The 21,223-nt window shown below is 66.8% G+C and carries 15 protein-coding genes; 11 read left to right on the forward strand and 4 right to left on the reverse strand.

What is annotated here, in order from left to right:
• Window positions 1-501 precede the first annotated feature (501 nt).
• The 4 genes from DFO47_RS13580 to DFO47_RS13595 all read left to right on the forward strand — a co-directional run bounded on the left by DFO47_RS13580 (window position 502) and on the right by DFO47_RS13595 (window position 6,185).
• Window positions 502-1,941: a hypothetical protein gene (locus DFO47_RS13580; RefSeq protein ID WP_243835478.1), complete on the forward strand. Its 1,440-nt coding sequence runs from the start codon at window positions 502-504 to the stop codon at window positions 1,939-1,941.
• A gap of 92 nt (window positions 1,942-2,033) precedes the next feature.
• Window positions 2,034-2,792, forward strand: a complete 759-nt coding sequence (locus DFO47_RS13585; protein ID WP_133831988.1) for a 5-oxoprolinase subunit PxpA — start codon at window positions 2,034-2,036, stop codon at window positions 2,790-2,792.
• A gap of 2 nt (window positions 2,793-2,794) precedes the next feature.
• Window positions 2,795-4,444, forward strand: coding sequence for a 5-oxoprolinase/urea amidolyase family protein (locus DFO47_RS13590; RefSeq protein WP_133831989.1), 1,650 nt, complete (start codon window positions 2,795-2,797; stop codon window positions 4,442-4,444).
• Complete coding sequence (locus DFO47_RS13595) at window positions 4,437-6,185, forward strand: biotin carboxylase N-terminal domain-containing protein (protein WP_133831990.1); 1,749 nt, start codon at window positions 4,437-4,439, stop codon at window positions 6,183-6,185. Before DFO47_RS13590 ends, DFO47_RS13595 begins: the two co-directional genes overlap by 8 nt.
• Here the strand turns inward: DFO47_RS13595 and DFO47_RS13600 are convergent.
• A complete protein-coding gene (locus tag DFO47_RS13600; protein WP_243835479.1) occupies window positions 6,182-7,195 on the reverse strand; it encodes a prenyltransferase/squalene oxidase repeat-containing protein in 1,014 nt (337 codons plus the stop codon). The genes DFO47_RS13595 and DFO47_RS13600 overlap by 4 nt on opposite strands.
• A gap of 59 nt (window positions 7,196-7,254) precedes the next feature.
• Here DFO47_RS13600 and DFO47_RS13605 point away from each other — a divergent pair, with 59 nt between their 5' ends.
• From DFO47_RS13605 to DFO47_RS13620, 4 genes are all read left to right on the forward strand, one after another.
• Window positions 7,255-7,932: a GntR family transcriptional regulator gene (locus tag DFO47_RS13605; protein WP_133831991.1), complete on the forward strand. Its 678-nt coding sequence runs from the start codon at window positions 7,255-7,257 to the stop codon at window positions 7,930-7,932.
• Window positions 7,933-8,143: 211 nt separating this feature from the next.
• Window positions 8,144-8,857, forward strand: a complete 714-nt coding sequence (locus DFO47_RS13610; RefSeq protein WP_018762092.1) for a DUF969 domain-containing protein — start codon at window positions 8,144-8,146, stop codon at window positions 8,855-8,857.
• Window positions 8,854-9,825, forward strand: a complete 972-nt coding sequence (locus DFO47_RS13615; protein WP_018762091.1) for a DUF979 domain-containing protein — start codon at window positions 8,854-8,856, stop codon at window positions 9,823-9,825. Before DFO47_RS13610 ends, DFO47_RS13615 begins: the two co-directional genes overlap by 4 nt.
• Window positions 9,826-9,859: 34 nt before the next feature.
• A complete protein-coding gene (locus DFO47_RS13620) occupies window positions 9,860-10,957 on the forward strand; it encodes a DUF2891 family protein (protein ID WP_133831992.1) in 1,098 nt (365 codons plus the stop codon).
• A gap of 80 nt (window positions 10,958-11,037) precedes the next feature.
• Here DFO47_RS13620 and DFO47_RS13625 read toward each other — a convergent pair whose 3' ends face one another.
• Window positions 11,038-13,815: a hypothetical protein gene (locus tag DFO47_RS13625; protein WP_133831993.1), complete on the reverse strand. Its 2,778-nt coding sequence runs from the start codon at window positions 13,813-13,815 to the stop codon at window positions 11,038-11,040.
• A gap of 763 nt (window positions 13,816-14,578) precedes the next feature.
• Between DFO47_RS13625 and DFO47_RS13635 the strand changes: the two genes are divergently transcribed.
• The 3 genes from DFO47_RS13635 (at window position 14,579) to ppsA (ending at window position 18,864) form a co-directional block, all read left to right on the forward strand.
• On the forward strand, window positions 14,579-15,388 hold the full coding sequence (locus tag DFO47_RS13635) for a slipin family protein (protein WP_133831994.1): 810 nt from the start codon (window positions 14,579-14,581) through the stop codon (window positions 15,386-15,388).
• Between the two features lie 94 nt (window positions 15,389-15,482).
• Entirely contained in the window at window positions 15,483-16,301 is an 819-nt protein-coding gene (locus DFO47_RS13640; RefSeq protein WP_026264675.1) for a pyruvate, water dikinase regulatory protein, read from the forward strand.
• Window positions 16,302-16,443: 142 nt separating this feature from the next.
• The gene (ppsA, locus tag DFO47_RS13645) at window positions 16,444-18,864 is read left to right on the forward strand and encodes a phosphoenolpyruvate synthase (RefSeq protein WP_133831995.1); all 2,421 of its coding nucleotides are present in this window, start codon (window positions 16,444-16,446) and stop codon (window positions 18,862-18,864) included.
• Between the two features lie 40 nt (window positions 18,865-18,904).
• On the opposite strand, the gene DFO47_RS13650 is transcribed toward ppsA, so the two are convergent.
• Window positions 18,905-19,411 carry a DinB family protein gene (locus DFO47_RS13650; RefSeq protein ID WP_109863600.1) on the reverse strand — a complete coding sequence of 169 codons (507 nt, stop codon included), beginning with the start codon at window positions 19,409-19,411 and terminating at the stop codon, window positions 18,905-18,907.
• A 34-nt stretch (window positions 19,412-19,445) separates the two neighbouring features.
• A complete protein-coding gene (locus tag DFO47_RS13655; protein WP_133832178.1) occupies window positions 19,446-21,122 on the reverse strand; it encodes an FAD-binding dehydrogenase in 1,677 nt (558 codons plus the stop codon).
• Between the last annotated feature and the right edge of the window lie 101 nt (window positions 21,123-21,223).

The following is a 21,223-nucleotide window of genomic DNA, read 5'->3' on the forward strand; positions in this document are numbered from 1 at the left end:
GGGAGGGTGTGGGAGAGTAGGACACCGCCGGACACACACATTGGTCGAGGCCCCAACCAACACGGTTGGGGCCTCCCACATTTAAAAACACCACCCACCCACCACAGGCAACCCCCGCTCACCCCTTGCAGAAAATCGATCAGCGTCCGCTCACACCTGAGCGGGCGTCGGGGTTGGAGCTGCAGGAAGTGAGCGGGCGTTGGGGTTGAGGCTGCAGGAAGTGAGCGGGCGTTTGGGTTGGGGCTGCAGGAAGTGAGCGGGCGTCGGGGAGGCTGGCGGCGGCACCGGCGGAGTGGGAGAATTTGGTCATCCTTTGAATAGGGGGGGGCCATCATGGCCGGCCTGGGAGTTCTCCAACCTGGCCGCCGCTCCCGGGCATCCGTGCCCAGGCTCCTGGCGGTTGTACTCGTGTTCGCGATCGGGGTGCTGTTCGCTCCTCCCGCACGGGCTGTCGACTATGGACACGACATTTCCTGGCCGCAGTGTCCGGGTGGCCTTCCGATGCCGCCCGAAGATACCGGGTTCGTCGTCGTTGGCCTGACGCGCGGACTCGCCTTTACCGAAAACCCCTGCCTGGCAGGCCAGTTCCAATGGGTTCTCGACCACGGGGTCAGGGCCCAGGCATATGCCATGGCGACCTTTCCCACCGGGGCGCAGTATGAGGCCTACGGAGACGACGGCCCCTATCCCGCCATCACCCGTCCGGACCGGCTGCGGAACGTCGGGTATGCGGAGGGTCTCGCCGCCCTGGCATCCCTTGCCAAGGTGGGATGGCGGCCGGAGAGAATCTGGGTCGACGTCGAACCCCGCCCGCAACAGCCCTGGCCCAGCTCGTCGCCAGCTGAGCAGCAGGAGAACCGTTACGTCATCGCCGGACTCCTGGCCGCGCTGGCAGACGCCGGATACCCGCACGGGATCTACTCTTACGCGAGCGCGTGGGAAGCCATTACCAGGTCGTGGCAGCTCGCCGACGTGCCTGTCTGGTCACCGGCAGGCCGACTCGACTACGCCAGTGAAGCGTCCGACCTCTGCGTGAACCCGAGCTTCTCCGGCGGCGCCGTCCACATCACGCAGTGGACCGACGGCACTTACGACTACGACATGACGTGCAGTGGCGTCTACCAGGCCCACGTCGCGACGATTGGCTGGCAGCCGAGCGTCGCCAACGGTGCGATCGCGGGCACCACCGGCCGGTCGCTGCCGCTGGAGTCGTTGCGCCTGTCGGTAGCGGGGGACCGCCTCCCGGGTGACATTCTCTGGCGGGGGCATGTACAGGACATCGGCTGGCAGCCGTGGACCACGTCGGCGTCCCCCATTGGAACCACGGGCCTGGGCCTGCGACTGGAGGCGTTTGAGCTGCGCTTGACCGGGGATCTGGCCTCGAAGTACAGCATCAAGTATCGCGCCCACGTGCAGAACCTCGGCTGGCAGCCCTACCGGATGGACGGGGCCACGGCCGGCACTGTCGGGCAGGGTCTGCGGGTGGAGGCGGTGACGATTGAGCTGGTTCCCAAGGTGGCGCCGGCATTCACGGCCGTATACGCCGCCCACGTCCAGGACATCGGCTGGATGGCGAACGTTTCCGATGGCACCGTCGCCGGGACCACGGGCCAGGCCCTTCGAGTCGAGGCGCTGCGCCTCAGTGTGGCCAGCATGTCCTACGGCGGAGACATCCTGTGGCGGGGGCACGTGCAGGACGTTGGCTGGCAGCCTTGGACCTCCTCGGCCAACCCCATCGGTACCGTGGGGCGGGGGCTGCGTTTGGAAGCCTTCGAAATCAGGCTGACCGGCGAGCTGGCGAACAACTACAGCATTTATTACCGTGCCCGCGTGCAGGATTTGGGTTGGCAGTCCTGGGTGGCCGATGGGGGAACGGCGGGAACGACGGGCGTTGGCAAACGGATTGAGGCCGTGCAGATTCTCCTTGCCCCCAAGGCCTGAGGCTGGTACGGCAGCGCCAACCATCAGGATTGTTGAACAATCCTGATTTATAGGGCATTCTTGGAGTACCACCAATCCGAGACGGAGATCACATGCCCAGCATCGACTTGAACAGCGACGTCGGCGAATCGTTTGGAAACTGGTCCTTCGGCGATGACGCCGCCATTTTCGAAAGTGTTTCCAGCGCCAACGTGGCCTGCGGCTTCCACGCAGGCGATCCCGTGGGCATCATGGCCACCTGCCAGGCCGCCGCCAAGGCCGGCGTCACGGTGGGCGCCCACCCCGGCTACCGCGACCTGGCCGGCTTCGGCCGCCGGTTCGTGGACATGACCCCGGCGGAACTGACCGCTGACGTGGTCTACCAGATCGGCGCCGTCCAGGCCGTAGCCCTCGCCGCCGGAACCGCAGTCCGCTACGTCAAACCCCACGGTGCGCTGTACAACACCATCGTCAACCACCCCCGGCAGGCCGGCGCCGTGGTGGCCGCCATCCTTGCCGTGGACCCCACCCTTCCCCTCATGGTCCTGCCGAACTCCGAGATCCAGCGCCAGGCCGACGCCGCCGGGCTGCGCACGGTCACGGAGGCCTTCGCCGACCGTGCCTACAACCCTGACGGCACCCTGGTCTCCCGGCGCGAACCCGGAGCCGTGCTGCACGAGGTGAAGGACGTCGTCGAGCACGTCCTGCGCCTGGCCACCGATGGCGTGGTCCGCGCCGTGGACGGTTCACTGGTCCCGGTCAAAGCGGAAAGCATCTGCCTGCACGGCGACACCGCCGGCGCTGTGGCCATGGCCGCCGCCGTCCGCGCCGCCCTGGCCGATGCCGGCATCACCATCCAAAGCTTCGCGTAGCCATGGCTGCCACACAACAGCGCCCGGCCACGGCGCCGGTCCTTACCGCGATCAGGCCTGCAGGAGACCGGGCAATCCTGGTTGAGCTCTCCTCCCTGGACGCGGTGCTCAGCCTCCAGGCACAACTTATGGCGCACCCCAGGCCGGGCCAGATCGACGTCATTGCCGCCGCCGGGACCGTGCTGATCACCGCCGATTCGCCGCGTACCCTGCAGGAGCTGGCCGCGCACGTTCGCGGCCTGGACCTTGACGCGCCCGCGGAGGCCGACAGCACACTGGTCACCATTGAGGTGGTGTACGACGGCGACGACCTGGACGAGGCCGCGGCGCTCACCGGCCTCGGCCGCGAAGGCGTCGTGGCAGCCCACACAGGCCAGCTGTGGACGGCAGCCTTCGCCGGATTCGCTCCGGGCTTCGCCTACCTCACCGGCGAGAATTCCACCCTTGACGTGCCGCGCCGGCGCTCCCCGCGAACCGCGGTACCCGCCGGGGCGGTGGCCCTGGGTGGACAATACTCGGCGATCTATCCCCGGCAGTCACCGGGCGGATGGCAGCTGATCGGACGGACCGACGCCGCACTCTGGGACCTTGAACGGGAAAACCCGGCGCTCATCCGCCCGGGCGATACCGTCCGTTTCGCCGCCGTCCGGGCTCAAGCCACCGTTCGGCGGCACACCGAAACTGCTGCCAGCGCGGAGGCTCACGAGGAACATGCCTCGGCGGGCCTGGCCGTGCGAAAGCCTGGCCTCCAGGCCACCATCCAGGACCTCGGCCGGCCGGGCTACGCAGCCCTGGGTGTCAGCAGCTCCGGTGCCATGGACCGGGGTGCCCTGCGCCGCGCCAACCGCTTGGTGGGCAACCCGGAGGACGCCGCGGGAATCGAAACCCTCTTCGGCGGCCTGGAACTCGAAGCCCTGACCGACCAGGTCCTCGCCGTCACCGGCGCCAGCGCGCCATTGGAGGTGACGTCGTCGAACGATGCCCAAACGACGACGGCGGTGCGGCATCCGGCGTGCGACGCCCCGTTCGCGCTGCTGGCAGGGGAGCGGCTTACCGTGGGTGCGCCCACGGCAGGGCTGCGCTGCTACCTGGCCGTCCGTGGCGGGGTCGCGGGCCCGGCCGCACTGGGCAGCCGATCCACCGACACCATGTCGGGGATCGGTCCCGAACCGCTCACCGCAGGAACCATCCTGCCCGTGCATGCCGCCAAACCGGGCAGCATTGTGGGCAACCCCGAAATCTCACCCCTCCCGGACCAAGGCCACGCCACAGTGCTCCGCGTGGTTCCTGGACCGCGGCAGCACTGGTTCAACACTGAAACCCTGCGAAGCTTCCTGTCCCAGGAGTGGACCGTGACACCCAAGTCCAACCGGATCGGCCTGCGCCTGGACGGACAAGGACTGACACGGAGCAAGGAGGGTGAACTGGCGAGTGAAGGCACTGTCCGCGGCGCCGTGCAGGTGCCCCCGGAAGGCCAGCCGGTCCTTTTCCTCTCCGATCATCCGGTGACCGGCGGGTATCCGGTGATTGCCGTCGTCGTCCACGCTGACCTGGACAAAGCCGCCCAACTTCCGCCGGGTGCCACGGTGCGGTTCACCGCAGCATCCCCGGCAGACCAGCCCGAAACACCGAAGGAAAGCTTCCATGCGTAAAGTCCTCATTGCCAATCGCGGCGAGATTGCCGTCCGGATCGCCCGGGCCTGCGACGACGCGGGCCTGGAGAGCGTTGCCGTCTACGCCGATCCGGATGCCGATGCGCTGCACGTTTCCGCCGCCACCGAGGCGTACTCGCTGGCCGGTTCCCGGCCGCAGGAAACCTACCTGGACATTGAAAAGATCCTGGCGATCGCGGCCACAAGCGGTGCCGACGCCGTCCACCCCGGATACGGCTTCCTGTCCGAGAACGCCGGGTTCGCCCAAGCCGTGATCGACGCCGGCCTGACCTGGATCGGGCCCTCGCCGGACACCATCCGGCTGCTCGGCGACAAGGTCAGCGCCCGCGAGGTTGCCGTCCGCGCCGGTGCCCCGCTTGCACCGGGAAGCGACGGCCCGGTGGCCAACGCCGCAGAAGTCCGTGCGTTCGCGGAACAGGTTGGCCTTCCGGTAGCCATCAAGGCGGCCTTCGGCGGCGGCGGACGCGGCCTGAAAGTGGTCCGGAACCTTGCCGACATCGAGGAAAGCTTCGACTCTGCGGTACGCGAATCCCTTGCAGCCTTCGGCCGCAGCGAATGCTACGTGGAGAAATTCCTGGACCGCCCCCGGCACGTGGAGGCGCAGGTCATCGCGGACACACACGGCAACGTGGTGGTGGTCGGCACCCGCGACTGCTCGCTGCAGCGCCGGCACCAGAAGCTCGTCGAGGAGGCCCCGGCGCCATTCCTTACGCCGGACCAGCGGGCCGCCATCCATGCCTCGGCCAAGGCCATCTGTAAGGAAGCCGGATATGTGGGCGCCGGCACCGTGGAGTACCTGCTGGATGGCTCCGGTTTCCTGAGCTTCCTGGAAGTCAACACCCGGCTCCAGGTGGAGCACCCCATCACGGAGGAAACCTCCGGCGTGGACCTGGTGGCCGCCCAACTGTCCATCGCGGCAGGGGAGGTGCTGCCCATTCTTGACGACCCCGAGCCGCACGGCCACGCGTTTGAGTTCCGGATCAACGCCGAGGACCCGGGCCGCGGATTCCTGCCGTCCCCGGGCACCGTGGATTCCTTCGAGGTGCCCACCGGGCCGGGAATCCGGCTGGATACCGGTGTGCGGGCCGGGTCAACAGTGCCGGGACAATTCGATTCGCTGCTCGCCAAACTGGTGGTGACCGGCGCGGACCGGCAACAGGCCCTCCGCCGCGCCCGCCGCGCCCTGCGCGAGCTCCGTGTTGGCGGGCTGGCCACCGTCCTGCCGTTCCACCGCGCCGTGGTGGAGGCTCCAGACTTCACCGGCACCGATTCCCTGGGCGTTTACACCACCTGGATCGAGAGTGAATTCGCCGCCGAGCTGGAAGCGGACCCCGCGTTCAGCCCCGCCGCACCCGAGGAACCGCGCCGGACGATCGGCATCGAAGTGGACGGCAAGCGGATGGAGCTCGGACTTCCTGCCGTGCTGCTGGACTCGCTGCTCAACGGCGGTGGCCGCGGCCGTTCCGACGCGGCGGAGGGGAGCGCGGCTGCTCCGGCCGGGAAGAACGACGGCGACCTGCTGGCCACCATGGCCGGCACCGTGGTCAAGTGGCTCGCTGAGCCCGGAACACTCGTCGAGGAAGGCGAGGCGGTGCTGGTGCTCGAAGCCATGAAGATGGAAACGGCCGTGGCCGCCCACCGTGCCGGCACGGTCGGGGAGCTGTACGCGGCGCCCGGAGACGCCGTCGGGCCCGGCCAGGCGCTCACCACCATCGGTTAGGCGGCCGGCGGGGCACCTGGCGACGGCATGCGCGCGAACACCCGGCACACCGCGAGGCTGAACCAGAGCTGGAGGTCGTGGAACCGGTCCCGGAGCAGATGGCCGGTGAAGAGCCCCGAGGGTTCCTGGTGAGCGGACAGCCAGTCGCGCGCCCTGTCGGTCTTTTCCGATTGGAGGTTGGGACTGATGACACTGATTGCGTCGAGGGCGGACACGAGGTCCGTCATCCAAAAGGGAAAACTGAACTCGGTCCAGTCGGAGACGCGGCCCTTGTCCGGGTAGGCATCCGGCTCGAAGAAGCGGCCCGCAAGCAGCGCCGCAGCGTGTTGTGCGGAGGCACCTGCGCGGTGCCTAGGATGGGCCGCGTACGCCCTGAGGACTACCCCGGTGATCAGGTGTGAGAAGGGCCGGGCCGGGTCGCCGCTGATGGTCCGCTGGTCGTCGAGCGCGTCGAGGTTTCTTCCCCGGGTGCGGAACGGAAGGGCCCAGCCGCCGTCGTCCTGCCGCGACGCCTCAAGCCAACTGAAGGCACGTTCCACCCGGGGGTCTCCGCTGTAGCCCGCCTTGCTGAGGAGCCCGATGAGGGCCGCCGTGTAGTTGGGAGACACTTGGTTGCCGTAAATCCCCCGAAGATCACCTTCGGCGGACTGGCGTGAGAGGACATAGTCGGCCGCTGCCGCGAGGGCGGGATGCCGGTGCGTGAGCCCGAACATCTCCACCAGGAACCCGAGTTGCCGGTAAGTTTCCAGCAGGTCGTAATCCGTCCGCGCCCGGGGCCGCCTCCCCGGGTAGGTCCACGACCCGTCCGCCGCCTGGCGCCGCAGGATCCGGCGCGGGATCGGAAGGTCCCAGAGTGCCGCTTCAAGCGTTCCCGCCGGGCCGGCGGCAGGGCCTGACGGTGGCGGGGGCAGTTCTCTGGCAGCCCAGAAACGCACGGCCGGGTGCCCGCTCGACAGCAGCGGACTGATCGGGTCGAAGCGCAGGCCGTGCAGCCATGTCATGGTCACCATAATGGCGGAATACGTCAGGCGCGGACAGGGTACCCGTGCCCTGCCGATATCGTGGTGCCATGACGTTTGACGAGGTGCTGGCCGATCTTCAAGCCCAGGCCAGGACCACCAAGCACGCCGAAACCGGGCTGTGGGTGGCCGCACAGCTTCGCAGCCGCATTGAGGCCGGCCAGCTCAAGCCCGGCTCCAAGCTCGCCGAGGAAGCCCTCCGCGAGGCCCTCGGCGTGTCCCGGAACACCCTCCGGGAGGCGTTCGCAGCCCTGCACTCGGAACACATCGTCACCCGCATTCCCAACCGCGGCGTGTTCGTCGCGCACCCCACGGCCGAGGACATCCGCGAGATCTACCGGGTCCGCCGCTTCCTGGAGCCGTCAGCGGTCCTGTGGTCCGGCCCAGTCTCCACGGAGCCCCTGGCGGCAATCGTCAAGGCAGCGAGGGCTGCCGCCGCCGACGGCGACATCCCGGGCATGGCCGGCGCCAACCAGGACTTCCACCGCGCCATCGTGGACCGCGCCGGCAGCGAACGCCTCAACAGCCTCATGGACCAGGTGCTGGCCGAGATGCGGCTGGTATTCCACTCCATGGCCGCCAATCCCGCCTTCCACGAACCCTACGTGGAGGACAACGCGAAGATCGTCGAGCTCCTGGAGGCCGGGGAACTGGCCGCGGCAGCGGACTTCCTGGCCGGCTACCTGGAGCGCGCCGAAGCGCAACTGCTCGCCGCCGTCGACCGCTGACCTGATCCCTTCCGTAGGAGGGGTTGCGGGATTGTTGAACAAAACGCTATGCTGTGGATCACACCGTTGTCCTGCAGCACACACAATCCTGCAGCCCTAACGTGACCGGGGCTCCCGCCCCTCGGCGCCGCCCCACCGACTAAACCTGGGCACGGACGCGCCGGCCCCCACTTTCGCAGACCCGTCACGGGTCCCCTGGGAAGGGATAATCATGCTTGTACTCATCGGGGTGCTGCTGGTGATCGTTGGCTTCGCCATCCGCCTGAACCCCCTGATTGTCGTCACCGTCGCGGGCATCGTCACCGCGCTGCTGGGCGGCATGAACCCCGCGCAGATCCTCGAGTCGTTCGGCACCGGCTTCGCCAGCAGCCGCTCCGTCACCATCTTCGTGGCGGTGCTGCCCGTGGTGGGCATTATCGAGTTCTTCGGGCTGCAGGAGCAGGCCAAAACCCTCATCGGCCGGCTCGCCAAACTGACCGCCGGGCGTGTCCTGATCGGCTACCTGGCCGTCCGCCAGATCACCGCCGCCGTGGGCCTGACCAGCATCGGCGGCCACGCACAGACCGTCCGCCCGCTGGTGTTCCCCATGGCGGAGGGCGCAGCGCTGCGCCGCTACGGCCACGTGCCGGAAAAGATCAGCGAGAAGATCAAGGGCCACGCCGCCGGCGCCGACAACGTTGGTGTGTTCTTCGGCGAGGACGTGTTCGTGGCGGTCGGCTCCATCCTGCTGATCACCACGTTCGTGGACACCACCTACCACCTGCACCTGGAACCGCTCCAGCTGGCGCTCTGGGCCATCCCCACCGCCATCGCCGCCTTCCTCATCCACGGCTTCAGGCTGCTGCGCCTGGACAAGCAACTGGACAAGGAATACCGCGAGTTTGAGCTCACCGCCCAGAAGGAAACCGCAGGAGAAGCCAAATGATCAACGTTGAAGCCGTTTACTGGCTGGTCGGCATTCTGTTCGTCGCATGGGCGTCGCTGATCGCCGCCGACACCAACCACCCCCGCCGCTGGGGCAGCTCGGCCTTCTGGGGCCTGCTGGGCCTGTGCTTCTTCTACAGCACCTGGGTCCAGGCAGGAACCGCACCCGCCTGGATCCTGGGCGTCGCCGTCCTGGTCCTGGTGGTACTGGCATCCACCGGCCTGCTGGGCCACGGCAAGCACCGCACCTCCACCGGGCCCGAGCGCGAGGCCTACGCCAAACGCTTCGGCAACAAGCTCTTTATCCCCGCCCTGACGCTGCCCCTGGTCACTGTGATCCTGGTGCTGGCAGCTCCTGTGCTGGTGATCGGCGGCACCCCGCTGCTGGATCCCAAGAACACCACGCTCGTGGCGCTGGCCATCGGCGCCGTAGCCGCCGTCGTCGTCGCCCTTGTCATCCTCAAGCCCAAGAACCCGGCCACGCCCCTCTTCGAAAGCCGCCGGATCCTCGAATCCATCGGCTGGGCCGCATTGCTGCCGCAGATGCTCACCACGCTGGGCATCCTCTTCACCAAGGCCGGGGTCGGTACCGCGGTGGGCACCCTGGCGTCAGGGCTGCTGCCCAAGGGCTCGCTGATCGCGGGCGTGCTGGTGTACTGCATCGGCATGTTCCTCTTCACCGTGCTGATGGGCAACGGCTTCGCGGCCTTCCCGATCATGACCGCCGCCATCGGCTGGCCCGTACTGGTGCAGACCTTCCACGGTGACCCCGCCATCATCTTCGCGATCGGCATGCTCGCCGGATTCTGCGGCACCCTCTGCACGCCCATGGCAGCCAACTTCAACCTGGTGCCGTCCGCGCTGCTGGAGATGAAGAACAAGTACGGCGTCATCACGGCCCAAGTGGGCACGGCCATCCCGCTGCTGGCAGTCAACATCGTGCTGATGTACTTCCTGGCCTTCCACTAAACCTTCCGCTCATCCCGGCTTTCAAAGGAGCATGATGGACAACGATCTTCGCGTACAGGCGGCCCCGGACTACGCCGCCGTGGTGCTGGGCAACCTTTCGGAGCCCTACCCGCACTCGGCACACCACACCCAGGTGTCCGCCGACGACCGTCCCACGCCGGAGCAGATCCACCCCGCGTTCTACACCTCCTTCGACTGGCACTCCTGCGTCCACATGCACTGGCTGGGGACCAGCCTGCTGGGGGCCGCCTCCGGGTCGCCTTCGTCCGGGGCTGCTCCGGAGGGGGCGTCCGACGGCGGGACGGCGGCTTGGGTGGACGGCCCGACTGCCGCGTCGCTGCGGGAAGCCCTGGGCGCCAACCTGACCCCGGCCAAGCTGGCGGTGGAACGGGACTACCTGCTGGCCAACCCGTCCTGGGAACGTCCGTATGGCTGGGCGTGGCTCATGCGGCTTGCGGCCACCTGTTCCGCGTCCTCCGATGCGCAGATCCGCGAATGGGGCTCCGCCTTGGAGCCGCTGGTGGATGCAGTGGCGGAACTCAGCGTGGCGTGGATGGCCAAGGCGCAATACCCCGTCCGGCACGGGCTGCACACCAACGCGGCCTTCGGCGTGGGCTACATGCTCGATGCCTTCCGATCCTTGGGCCGCGAGGACGCCGCGACGGCGTGCGAGGAAGCGGCGCGCGGCTGGTTCGCGGATGACCGCGGCTGGCCGGGGGACTGGGAGCTCAGCGGCCAGGACTTCCTCTCCGCCGGCCTCAGCGAGGCGGACCTGATGCGCCGCGTGCTTTCCGCGGACGAGTTCGCAGGCTGGTTCGCGGGGTTCCTGCCTGAGCTCTCCACGGCGTCGCGGATCTTGCAGCCGGTGAGCGTGACGGATGAGACCGACGGCTACCTGGTGCACCTGCACGGACTGAACCTGACCCGGGCCGGCCAGGTGGCGCGCATCATCGCCGCCCTGCGCGAATCCTCCAAGCCCGAGGCATCCGCCGCGGCGGCCGTCCTCAGCGAGGCACTCGATCCGCTGTTGAAGGCCGGGCTCTCCGGGCTGGAGAGCGGTGACTTCATGTCCACGCACTGGTTGGCGAGCTTCGCCTGGGACGCGCTGGGATCCGTGGCGGCGCTGGACTGATTCTTCGCTGGCCGGGGCCGGACAGCTGCCCGGCTCCACTGGCCTGCTGCCCGGCTCCACTGGCCGGGTCCCAGAGCGGCCTAGCCGCGAATGTAGCCAACAATGTCGACAATGACGTGCGATCGACCGGCGGAGGTATTCCTGATGGCGATCTTGCCGTCCGGCCCGATGGGAACCACGGAGAAGCTGGCCCGGGTCTGAGTCGCCTCGAAGTTGACGTTCGATGTTCCCGGGAGGGAGCCTCCGCTTGGATAAGCCCTCAAGTGCCCAACGGATGTTGGGTCCGTAACAGTCAGGTTGATCAGCGCCGCCTTGGCTCCAGCCGGAATGCCGTTAGCGCCGCTTATGGTCACAGCGGCGTCTGCGTTGGCGTCCAAGGGGGAAGCTGTCGTCCGGGTGTCCAGGAGCCGCTTGGGCGCCAAGGACTCGAAAGCGCCCGGAGTTGAACCCGCGCCCTTCCGGAAATATCCCACCACGTCGACAACGATGCCCACCGGCCCCGGGGATGTATTCGCGATACTGATCTTGCCGTCAGCGCCCACCGGAACGATTGCAAGATTCGGGGTGTCGCCGGTGGTCCAGTCATAGTTGACGTTGGACGTTGCCGGGCGACTGGTGCCGCTCGCGTAAGCGGTCAAATGTCCGTGGCTGGTGTGGACGTTGTCGCGGTAGATGTTGGCCGCCGTAATGTTCACAACAACGGCGCCGACCTCTGCGGGTAGAGGCGCCAGGCCAATCATTTGAATGTCAAACACCTCGCCGCTGCGGGTCCCAAGCGTTCCACGGCTGTCTGCGGCGCGGAAAGGCGTTACTGCCTGGTATGCCCCGCTGTCCGTGGGAATTCCGCCTGTGAAGTACCCGGCTATATCGACGATCAGATGAAGGTTTCCGTCGTAGCCGGCGTTCTCCAAATTAATCCGGCCGTCATGGACAGGCACCACTATGGAATTGGCGACCGTTTGGCGCTCCCGGAAATTGACTGTGGACGTGTTGGTACTTTGCTGGCCGAACGGGAAGGCAGCCACGAATCCATACGAGGTCGGGTCCGTGACGGTCACGTTCAGCGCCACGGCGCTTGCATCGGCCGGTACCCCGGCCCGTCCGCTGACTTGGACCACCCGACTTGTTTGGATCGGCAGGGGCGTGGACAACTCCCGGGTATCCAGCAGCCTTGCCGGCTGAACGGGAACAAACTTTCCGGCCGCCGGAGAGGCTTTGAGCCCTGCCGTGTCGTACGACAATGTCCCCGCATCAATGGTCTGTCCGTTGCGGATTGACATGACCTGTGCCTGCTGGCGGTCGCGCACATTGCCGGAGTAGACCTTCCCGAGGGGAATAAGGTAACTCGTGTAGACGTCCACGTTGGTCTCCAGAATGTAGTCGCCGTCAGCAAGCCCGCCGACAACAAACCTTCCCGATGGGTCCGTGGTGGCTATTCGTTCATCAGCGGAACCGTTTGTGGCCATGGCTTTGACACTGTGATACCCGAGCGGGCTCCCGGCTCGGCTCTGGATGAGGCCGGTAATGGAACCGCCACCGGTCATCGCGGCATTGATGCCGGAAGTCGTCTTTCCCAGCGCGACGGTGACATCGGCACCCTTTGCATATCCTTCATTTTCTGGAACTCCGGGATAGTACTGTGTCAGCAACGAGGGGCCGTACTGCCACGGTTCATTGAAACGGACCTTATAGGCGCCCGGGCCTGTGTTGCCAATGAGGTAGTTGCCGGAAGCGTCCGTGGTGGTGCCCCTGACAAAGCGACCCAGGGAATCGTACAAATTAACGGACACAGGCGAGGTTGAACCGGTGACAGTTCCTGATAGTGCCCCCGCGGGTGCCATGAGCAGATCCAGGCCGGAGCGCTTTTCCCCCTGTCCGAAGTTTAGTGCCCCAGCTGCCGCGAATTGTCCTGCATTCGGATACCACATGGTCGCGAAAGCGCCGTTCTTGGTGGTACCCCCGAAGGAAATCCTGGCAGGTCCCGCAGGAACCTGTGGCAGGCTGTATGCGCCGTCCTCGCCAAAGGTCGTAGAGCTGACAACGTTGCCGGCGTCGGAATAGATGCGCACGAAGCCTGCTTCCGGAGTAGATCCCGGGGGAAAGACAGCCCTGCCACTAACGCTTGAGGGTGTGAGCAGGCTGATGTTCACGTCCGTTGTGTGGCTCCCTGCCTGTAGACCCAGCGATTTTGCCGCCTTCTTGTCTGCTCCACCGCCGTACCACGTTTCCAAAAGGCCGCTCGAGCCTGGGGTCACTCGGAGGGTAAAGCTGTCCGCCCCGAGCCCTGTGACGGTGTAGCTTCCGTCGGGCGCCACGTGGGCTGTCCGCTCAACGGCGGTGCGGGGGACGCCCCCGTACCGGGAGACGAAAGTGCTGCTTGCAACCACCGCCAACTGGCTGTAATCAGTCCCGGGTGGCGCGGAAACAGTGCCGGAAATGGTGGAACCCGGAGCCATTGTCACGTCGATGCCTTGCGCGCCGCGGTTGCTTAGGGGGAGTGTGGTTGCTTCCTCTTGCCGGGCCACATCGCCGTACCATGTCGTCGCCAGTCCGCTGTCGCCTCCCGAAACCAGCAGATTGCCGTAGTCCATCCCGGTGTATGGCACCCGAAAATGACCATCGGCGGATACGGGTTCGGCAGTCCTGAGCATGTCGCTTTGCACGTCGGTAAGCTGCACTTTCAGATGATCGAGGTGCGTACCCGGCGGCCCCGTGATGATGCCTTCGACATATTTCACCGGGTTCCAGTCATCGGCCGTGGCCTTCACGCTCCCACCGGCCAGGAGCGATACAAGTGCAAAAGTAATCCCAGCCACCACACGTAGCGAAGCAGTGCGAAGCACGCTGCCGCCTTTCAATCAGGCGGCCTCAGCCGCGCCCCCAAAGCTGTTCAGCACAGCCTGCCCAGTTTATGGCGAAAAATCGCGGAAAACATCAACTCGATGGAGATTCGGTTTTCGAACAATACGGTTGACGAAACTCCCGCAGTCACACTCCGTCCAAAGCCTCCGGACCATGCATGCTGTGCCATGGCGCGTTAGTCTTGCTGCACCACGCCGGCGTGCGTGACCTGGGAGCAGCGGGCAGGGTTGTAATGAGCTGACTGTCCGCCCATGAGCCCGGAGGAAACCGATGCGCCAGCACGTCAGTACATGCCTGCCAGACCCTGCCGTGGCAGGGGACACCGCCACCCTCAAGCCCCGGCGGAAGCGGACCAGGCACCCCCCGGCTTGCGGTGGGGGACCGGGTCAGTTTTGCCGAAGGAACCTTGGCCGGCACCGGGGTCGTGGACGCTGTGACCTCCGATTATTCGATCATCTGGGTGTGGACCGATGAAGGCCAGGGCCGCAGGATGTTCTTGCAGGGGTACGGAAGCATCGTTTCTGCGGTTTAGGTTCGACGCCGAAGCCCGGGCGGCCGCGGACGACCGGCCACGAGCCACACAACTCCGCCCACCACGCCCCAAGGCAACCACAAGGCGGCGCCTGTCGCATTCACACGTCCAGTATGCTCCGGTTCCAAGCTCCCTGACGCCTTTGGTGGGACAATAAGTGCAGGGCCCCTGTCACGGCGCCAGCCAGGTGCCGGCACGGCCCGCGCAAAGACCAGGAGGGGATCCCGATGGACCCCACCACCGTGACTGTCATTGTCCTCGTTATTCTTATTCTCGTTGCTGCGCGGATGTCCATCCGGATCGTCCGCCAATATGAGAAGGGCGTACTGTTCCGGCTTGGCAGGGTGGTCGGCGTAAGAGACCCCGGCCTGCGGTTGATCATTCCTGTTATCGACCGGCTGCCGCTGGTAAGCCTCAGGATCGTGACCATGCCCATCCAGTCGCAGGGCATCATTACCCAGGACAACGTCAGCGTGGACGTGTCAGCGGTGGCCTACTACCGGGTGGTGGACGCCGTGAAATCCGTCATCGCCATCGAGAACGTGGCCGCGGCCATCGACCAGATCGCCCAGACCACGTTGCGGAAGGTGGTTGGCCGCCATACCTTGGACCAGACCTTGTCCGAAACCGAACGGATCAACGGCGACATCCGCGAAATCCTCGACGTGCTCACCGTCGAATGGGGCGTGGAAGTCACCCTGGTGGAGCTCAAGGACATCCAGCTGCCCGAAAGCATGAAGCGTGCCATGGCCCGCCAGGCAGAAGCCGAACGCGAGAAGCGAGCGAAGATCATTGCCGCCGAAGGCGAGGCCATCGCCGCTTCAGCGCTCGGCGATGCGTCCGACACCATGATGGCGCACCCACTCGCGTTGCAGCTCCGCAACCTGCAGTCCCTGGTGGAAATCGCCGTCGACAAGAACTCCACGGTGGTGTTCCCCGCCCCGCTGATGAGCACCATCGGTGAACTCTCCGCCTTCCTGGCCCGCGAGAACAAGGCAGCGTCCGCCGCCGGGCCGTCCCCTGTGAAAGCGGCCTGACCGGCGAACCGGCCCGCGTACAATCAACGCGTCGGCCGGGCCCGCGCCGGTCCAGACTTCGGGTCCGCACCACAGCGGCCGCTAAAGTCGTGCCATGACCACTGCTGCTCTACGCCCTGTCTACTTCCTCTCGGACAGTACGGGCATCACCGCGGAAACGTTGGGCAATACGCTGCTGACCCAGTTCCCGGTGGCCGACTTTGACCGTGTCACCATCCCCTTCATCACCACGGCCGAGCAGGCACGGGCGGTGGTGCGCACCATCGACGGCCTTGCCGCCACCGGGCCCCGGCCGCTGGTCTTCTCCACCGCCGTCAGCAGCGAAATCCGGCAGATCCTGGCCGGCTGCAAAGGCGTGATCGTGGACCTGATCGGCACGCACGTGGGCGTGCTGGAACAGGCGCTCGGCGCGCCTGCCAGTGGCGAACCCGGCAGGGCGCACGGCCTGGGCAACGCCGCGCGCTACCAGTCCCGGATGGCGGCTGTGGAGTACGCGATGGAGCACGACGACGGCCAGAGCCTGCGTGCCCTGGAGAAGGCGCAGGTGATCCTGGTAGCCCCGTCCCGGTGCGGCAAGACGCCCACCACCATGTATTTGGCACTCCAGCACGGGATCTTCGCCGCCAACTTTCCGCTCGTTGACGAGGACTTCCAGCGGGACGGCCTGCCGAAGCCGCTGCAGCCCTTCGTGTCCAAGTGTTTCGGCCTGTCGTCCAACCCGCTGCGCCTGAGCCAGATCCGCACCGAACGGCGGCCCAGCTCGCCCTACGCATCCTTGCGTCAGTGCGGCTTTGAGTTGCGCAGCGCCGAGCAGCTGTACGTATCCCACCGGATCCCGTACCTGAACTCCGCCACCGTGTCCGTGGAGGAGATGGCGGCCACCATCCTGCAGCGGATGAATCTCAAGCATTAGCAACAATTCACAAACGTGGCGTGGCGCACATGATGTGGAAAGTGCGCGGCAGACCTGCCACTGTTGACAAGGTTTTTCTTCCGGCCGGCACTACCGTGGCGGCCAGCAATGCCTAAGCCACCTCTGCAAAGGAGCAGTAAACATGACCACAGACGTTCTTTGGTTCTCCGAACTCGGGCTTGAGGACTTGGACAAGGTGGGCGGCAAAAACGCCTCCCTGGGCGAGATGGTGCAGAACCTGACGTCCGCCGGCGTCCAGGTCCCGGACGGATTCGCCACCACGGCGGACGCGTACCGCCGGTTCCTGTCCGATTCCGGCCTGGACCAGAAGATCGCCGACCGGCTCGTTGGCCTGGACACCGATGACGTGACGGCGCTGGCGGCTGCCGGCCAGGAGATCCGGTCCCTGGTCCGCGACACGCCGTTCCTGGCGGATTTCGAGGCGCAGGTCCGCGAGGCGTACCAGCAGCTGGTGGACAAGCACGCCGGCTCGCAGGATCTTTCTTGGGCGGTGCGCTCCAGCGCCACGGCAGAAGACCTTCCCGACGCCTCGTTCGCCGGGCAGCAGGAGACCTTCCTAAACGTCCGCGGCATCGAGAACATCCTGCAGGCCATCAAGGACGTCTTTGCCTCGCTCTACAACGACCGCGCCATCGCCTACCGCGTGCACCACAAGTTCGAGCACGCCGAGGTGGCACTCTCGGCGGGCATCCAGCGCATGGTGCGTTCCGACGTCGGCGCTTCCGGCGTCATGTTCACCATGGACACCGAGTCCGGCTTCCAGGACGCCGTGTTCGTCACCTCCTCCTACGGGCTGGGCGAAGCAGTGGTCCAGGGCGCCGTGAACCCCGATGAGTTCTATGTGTACAAGCCCGCCCTGGAAGCCGGCCGGCCGGCCATCCTCAAGCGGGGCCTGGGCGAGAAGGCCCTCCAGATGACCTACACCACCAACAACGAGATCGGCCGCACCATCGACTTCGTGCCGGTGGAGGAGTCCCAGCGCTCGCGCTTCAGCCTCACGGACGACGACGTCGAGCAGCTGGCGCGCCACGCCGTCGCCATTGAGAAGCATTACGGCCGCCCGATGGACATTGAGTGGGGCAAGGACGGCATCGACGGTGGACTGTACATCCTGCAGGCCCGCCCGGAAACCGTGCAGTCCCGCCGGGCCCCGGGCAGCATGAGCCGGTTCCGCCTGAACGCGACCGGCCCGGTGCTGGTGGAGGGCCGCGCCATCGGCCAGCGGATCGGCGCCGGCAAGGTCCGGATCCTCACCGCGATCGACCAGATGGCCTCGTTCCAGACCGGCGACGTCCTGGTGGCGGACATGACCGACCCTGACTGGGAACCGATCATGAAGCGTGCCTCCGCGATCGTCACCAACCGCGGCGGACGCACCTGCCACGCGGCCATCATCGCCCGCGAGCTGGGGATTCCCGCCGTCGTGGGCACCGGCAACGCCACTGACGCGCTGGCCGACGGCCAGGAGGTGACCGTCTCCTGCGCCGACGGCGAGACCGGCACCATCTACGAAGGCCTGCTGGACTTCAGCGTCGAGGAGACCGGGGTCACCGATCTGCCCGAGGCGCCGGTGAAGGTCATGATGAACGTCGGCACGCCGGAACAGGCGTTCACTTTTGCGCAATTGCCCAACCACGGTGTGGGGCTGGCCCGGCTGGAGTTCATCATCAACCGGCAGATCGGCATCCACCCCAAGGCGCTCCTGAACCTGGACAGCCAGCCGGAGGAGGTGGCCGCCGAGATCCGCGGGCGGATTGCCGCGTACGACAGCCCCCGCGACTACTACATCAAGCGACTGGCCGAGGGCGTGGCCACCATTGCCGCCGCCTTTGCGCCCGAACCGGTGATCGTCCGCATGTCCGACTTCAAGTCCAACGAGTACGCCAACCTGATCGGCGGCCCGGCGTACGAACCGCACGAGGAGAACCCGATGATTGGGTTCCGCGGCGCGTCCCGCTACCTGGAACCATCCTTCCGGGACTGCTTCGACCTTGAATGCGAGGCCCTGTCCTTCGTCCGCAACGAGATGGGCCTGACCAACGTCAAGTTGATGATCCCGTTCGTGCGGACACTGGACGAGGCACGCGGCGTCATCGACCTGCTCGCCGAGAACGGCCTGCGCCGCGGCGAAAACGGCCTTGAGGTCATCATGATGTGCGAACTGCCTTCCAACGCGCTGCTCGCCGACGACTTCCTGGAGTACTTCGACGGCTTTTCCATCGGCTCGAACGACATGACCCAGCTGACCCTGGGCCTTGACCGTGACTCGGCCATCGTGGCCAACAGTTTCGACGAACGGGACGCGGCAGTGAAAAAGCTGCTCAGCATGGCCATCAAGGCCTGCCGGGCGCACGGCAAGTACGTGGGCATCTGCGGCCAGGGCCCCAGCGACCACCCGGACTTCGCTGAATGGCTGGTGAAGGAAGGCGTCAACTCCGTCTCCCTGAACCCGGACACGGTGGTGGACACCTGGCTGCGGCTCGCGGGCGCGGCGGAAGACTCGTCCGCCGGGGCAGTGGCTGCCGCGGCCGGCGCAGCCTGACCAGAGCGCCGGAAGGTGCATGGGCGGTCCCGCCGCGGTGTCATCGCCGGGACGGGACCGCCAGCACCTGCTCGCGCAGGATGTCCGCGTGGCCGCAGTGCTGGGCCAGTTCCCGCAGCATATGAAGGTACACCCAGCGCAGCGGAAGCGGGCCCCGCCGGTTGCCGGTGAGCACATCGTCCAGGCCCAGCCCGGCCGCGGCCGCCCGGGAAGCGGCGCACGCCTCCCGGTGGGCTGACCGGACGGACGCCACCGTGTCGGCGTCGTCAAGCATGAACGATTCGTCCGGGGTGGCCGGGATGCCGATCTCACTGCGCGCGCGGCCCGTGACGGCTTCGTCGAACCAGACCTTCTCCACGAAGGTGGCGTGCTTCACCAGGCCCAGCAGCGTGGTGCGGGACGGAACCAGCCGGCGCCGGGCCTGCTCTTCGGTCAAGCCGTCCAGGCAGTCGTCGAGCGCAGCCCGGTGCTCGTCCAGGAAGAACTCGAACTGGGCACGCAGCGGCTCGGAAATCACGTCGTCCATGGAACGGGGGAGGATGGCCATACGCCGACCCTAGCAAGCCGGAAAGGATGCGCGGCTACAACGCCCGGGCCAGGGAACGCCCCACCGTCCTGCCGGTGAAGATGCAGCCGCCCAGGAAGGTGCCCTCGAGGGCGTTGTATCCGTGGGCGCCGCCGCCGCCGAACCCGGCGGCCTCCCCGGCGGCGTACAGCCCGGGAATGGGGGCGCCTTCCTGTCCGAGGGCCTGCCCGGACAAATTCGTCTGGATGCCGCCGAGCGTTTTCCGGGTGACGACGTGGAGCCGCACCGCGATCAGCGGGCCCGCCTTCGGATCCAGGATCCGGTGCGGCTTCACCGTCCGGAAGAGCCGGTCACCCAGATAGCGGCGGCTGTTGCGGATGCCCGCCACCTGGGCGTCCTTGGAATAGGCATTACGGATCTCGGCGTCGCGTTCCCCGATCTGGCGCCGAAGCAGCGCACCGTCCAGCAGCGGTTCCGCGGTGAGCCCGTTCATGCCGCGGACCAGGTCCGGCAGGTTGTCCGCCACCACAAAGTCCGCGCCGTGCTCCTTGAACGCCTCGATGGGACCGGACGCGCCCCGGCCCAGCCGGGTCTTCAGCAGCAGCTTGAGGTCCCGGTTGGTAATGTCCGGGTTCTGTTCGGAGCCGGAAAGGGCGAACTCCTTTTCGATGATCCGCTGGTTGAGGATGAACCAGGAATGGTCGTATTGCTGGATGTCCGGGGTGGTCCGCAGCAAGCGGAGGGTGCCCAGCGTGTCGTAACCGGGCAGGCCGGGGGAGGGGAGCCGCCGGCCCAGAGCATCGAACCACAATGAGGAGGGGCCGGGCAGGATCCGGATGGCGTGGTCCGGCCAGATGGGATTCCAGTTCTGGATCCCCTCGGTGTAATGCCACATTCGGTCCCGGTTCACCAGCCGGACTCCGGACCCGTCGGCGATGTCCAGCATCCGCCCGTCCACATGCTGCGGCACCCCGGTGACCATCCTGCGCGGCGGTGTCCCCAGCCGGTCCGGCCACCAGCGCCGCACCTGCTCATGGTTGCCGCCGATCCCGCCGGAAGCGATCACCACAGCCTGCGCCCGCAATTCAAAGTCCCCAACAATGTCCCGGTTGGAGGACACCCCACGCGGCGACGCATCAGGTGCCAGCACTGCGCCACGCACCCCGGTGACCGTACCGTCGTCGTACGTTAAACCGTCCACCCGGTGCCGGAAGAAGAACGTGACGCTGCCCGCCGCGGCCGCCTCCCGCGCCTTGTCCGCGAACGGTTCGGACACCCCGGTGCCGGTGCCCCACGGGACGTGGAAGCGGGGGACCGAGTTGCCGTGGCCGCCGGCCCTGCCGTCTCCGCGCTCGGCCCAGCCCACCAGCGGCGTGAACCGGATGCCCTGCTCCTGCAGCCAGGCGCGCTTGTCGCCGGCGGCGAACTCCACGTAGGCGCGGCCCCACTGCGCGGCCCATTCGTCCTCCGGGTGCGGTCCGGAAAGCCGGTCCCATTGCGCTGAGCCCTGCCAGTCCTGCCACGCCAGCTCGAAGGAATCCTTAACGCCCAGCCGGCGCTGCATGGGGGTGTCCACCAGAAACAAGCCGCCCAGCGACCAGAATGCCTGGCCGCCCAGGTTGGCCTGGTTCTCCTGGTCCAGGATGGCGACGCGCTTTCCCGCACGGACCAGCTCGTTGCAGGCCACCAGCCCGGCCAACCCGCCACCAATGATGATCACGTCCGCATCCATGCGTGCCTGCCCGGCGGGTTGTCCACTCATCGTCCCACTCTGCCATCCGAACGGGCCTTCGGAAACCAAGGCCGCGGGTTAGGCTGGAGGCACCCGCACCA

The sequence above is a fragment of the Arthrobacter sp. AG258 genome (assembly GCF_004364695.1).
GTDB lineage: Bacteria > Actinomycetota > Actinomycetes > Actinomycetales > Micrococcaceae > Arthrobacter.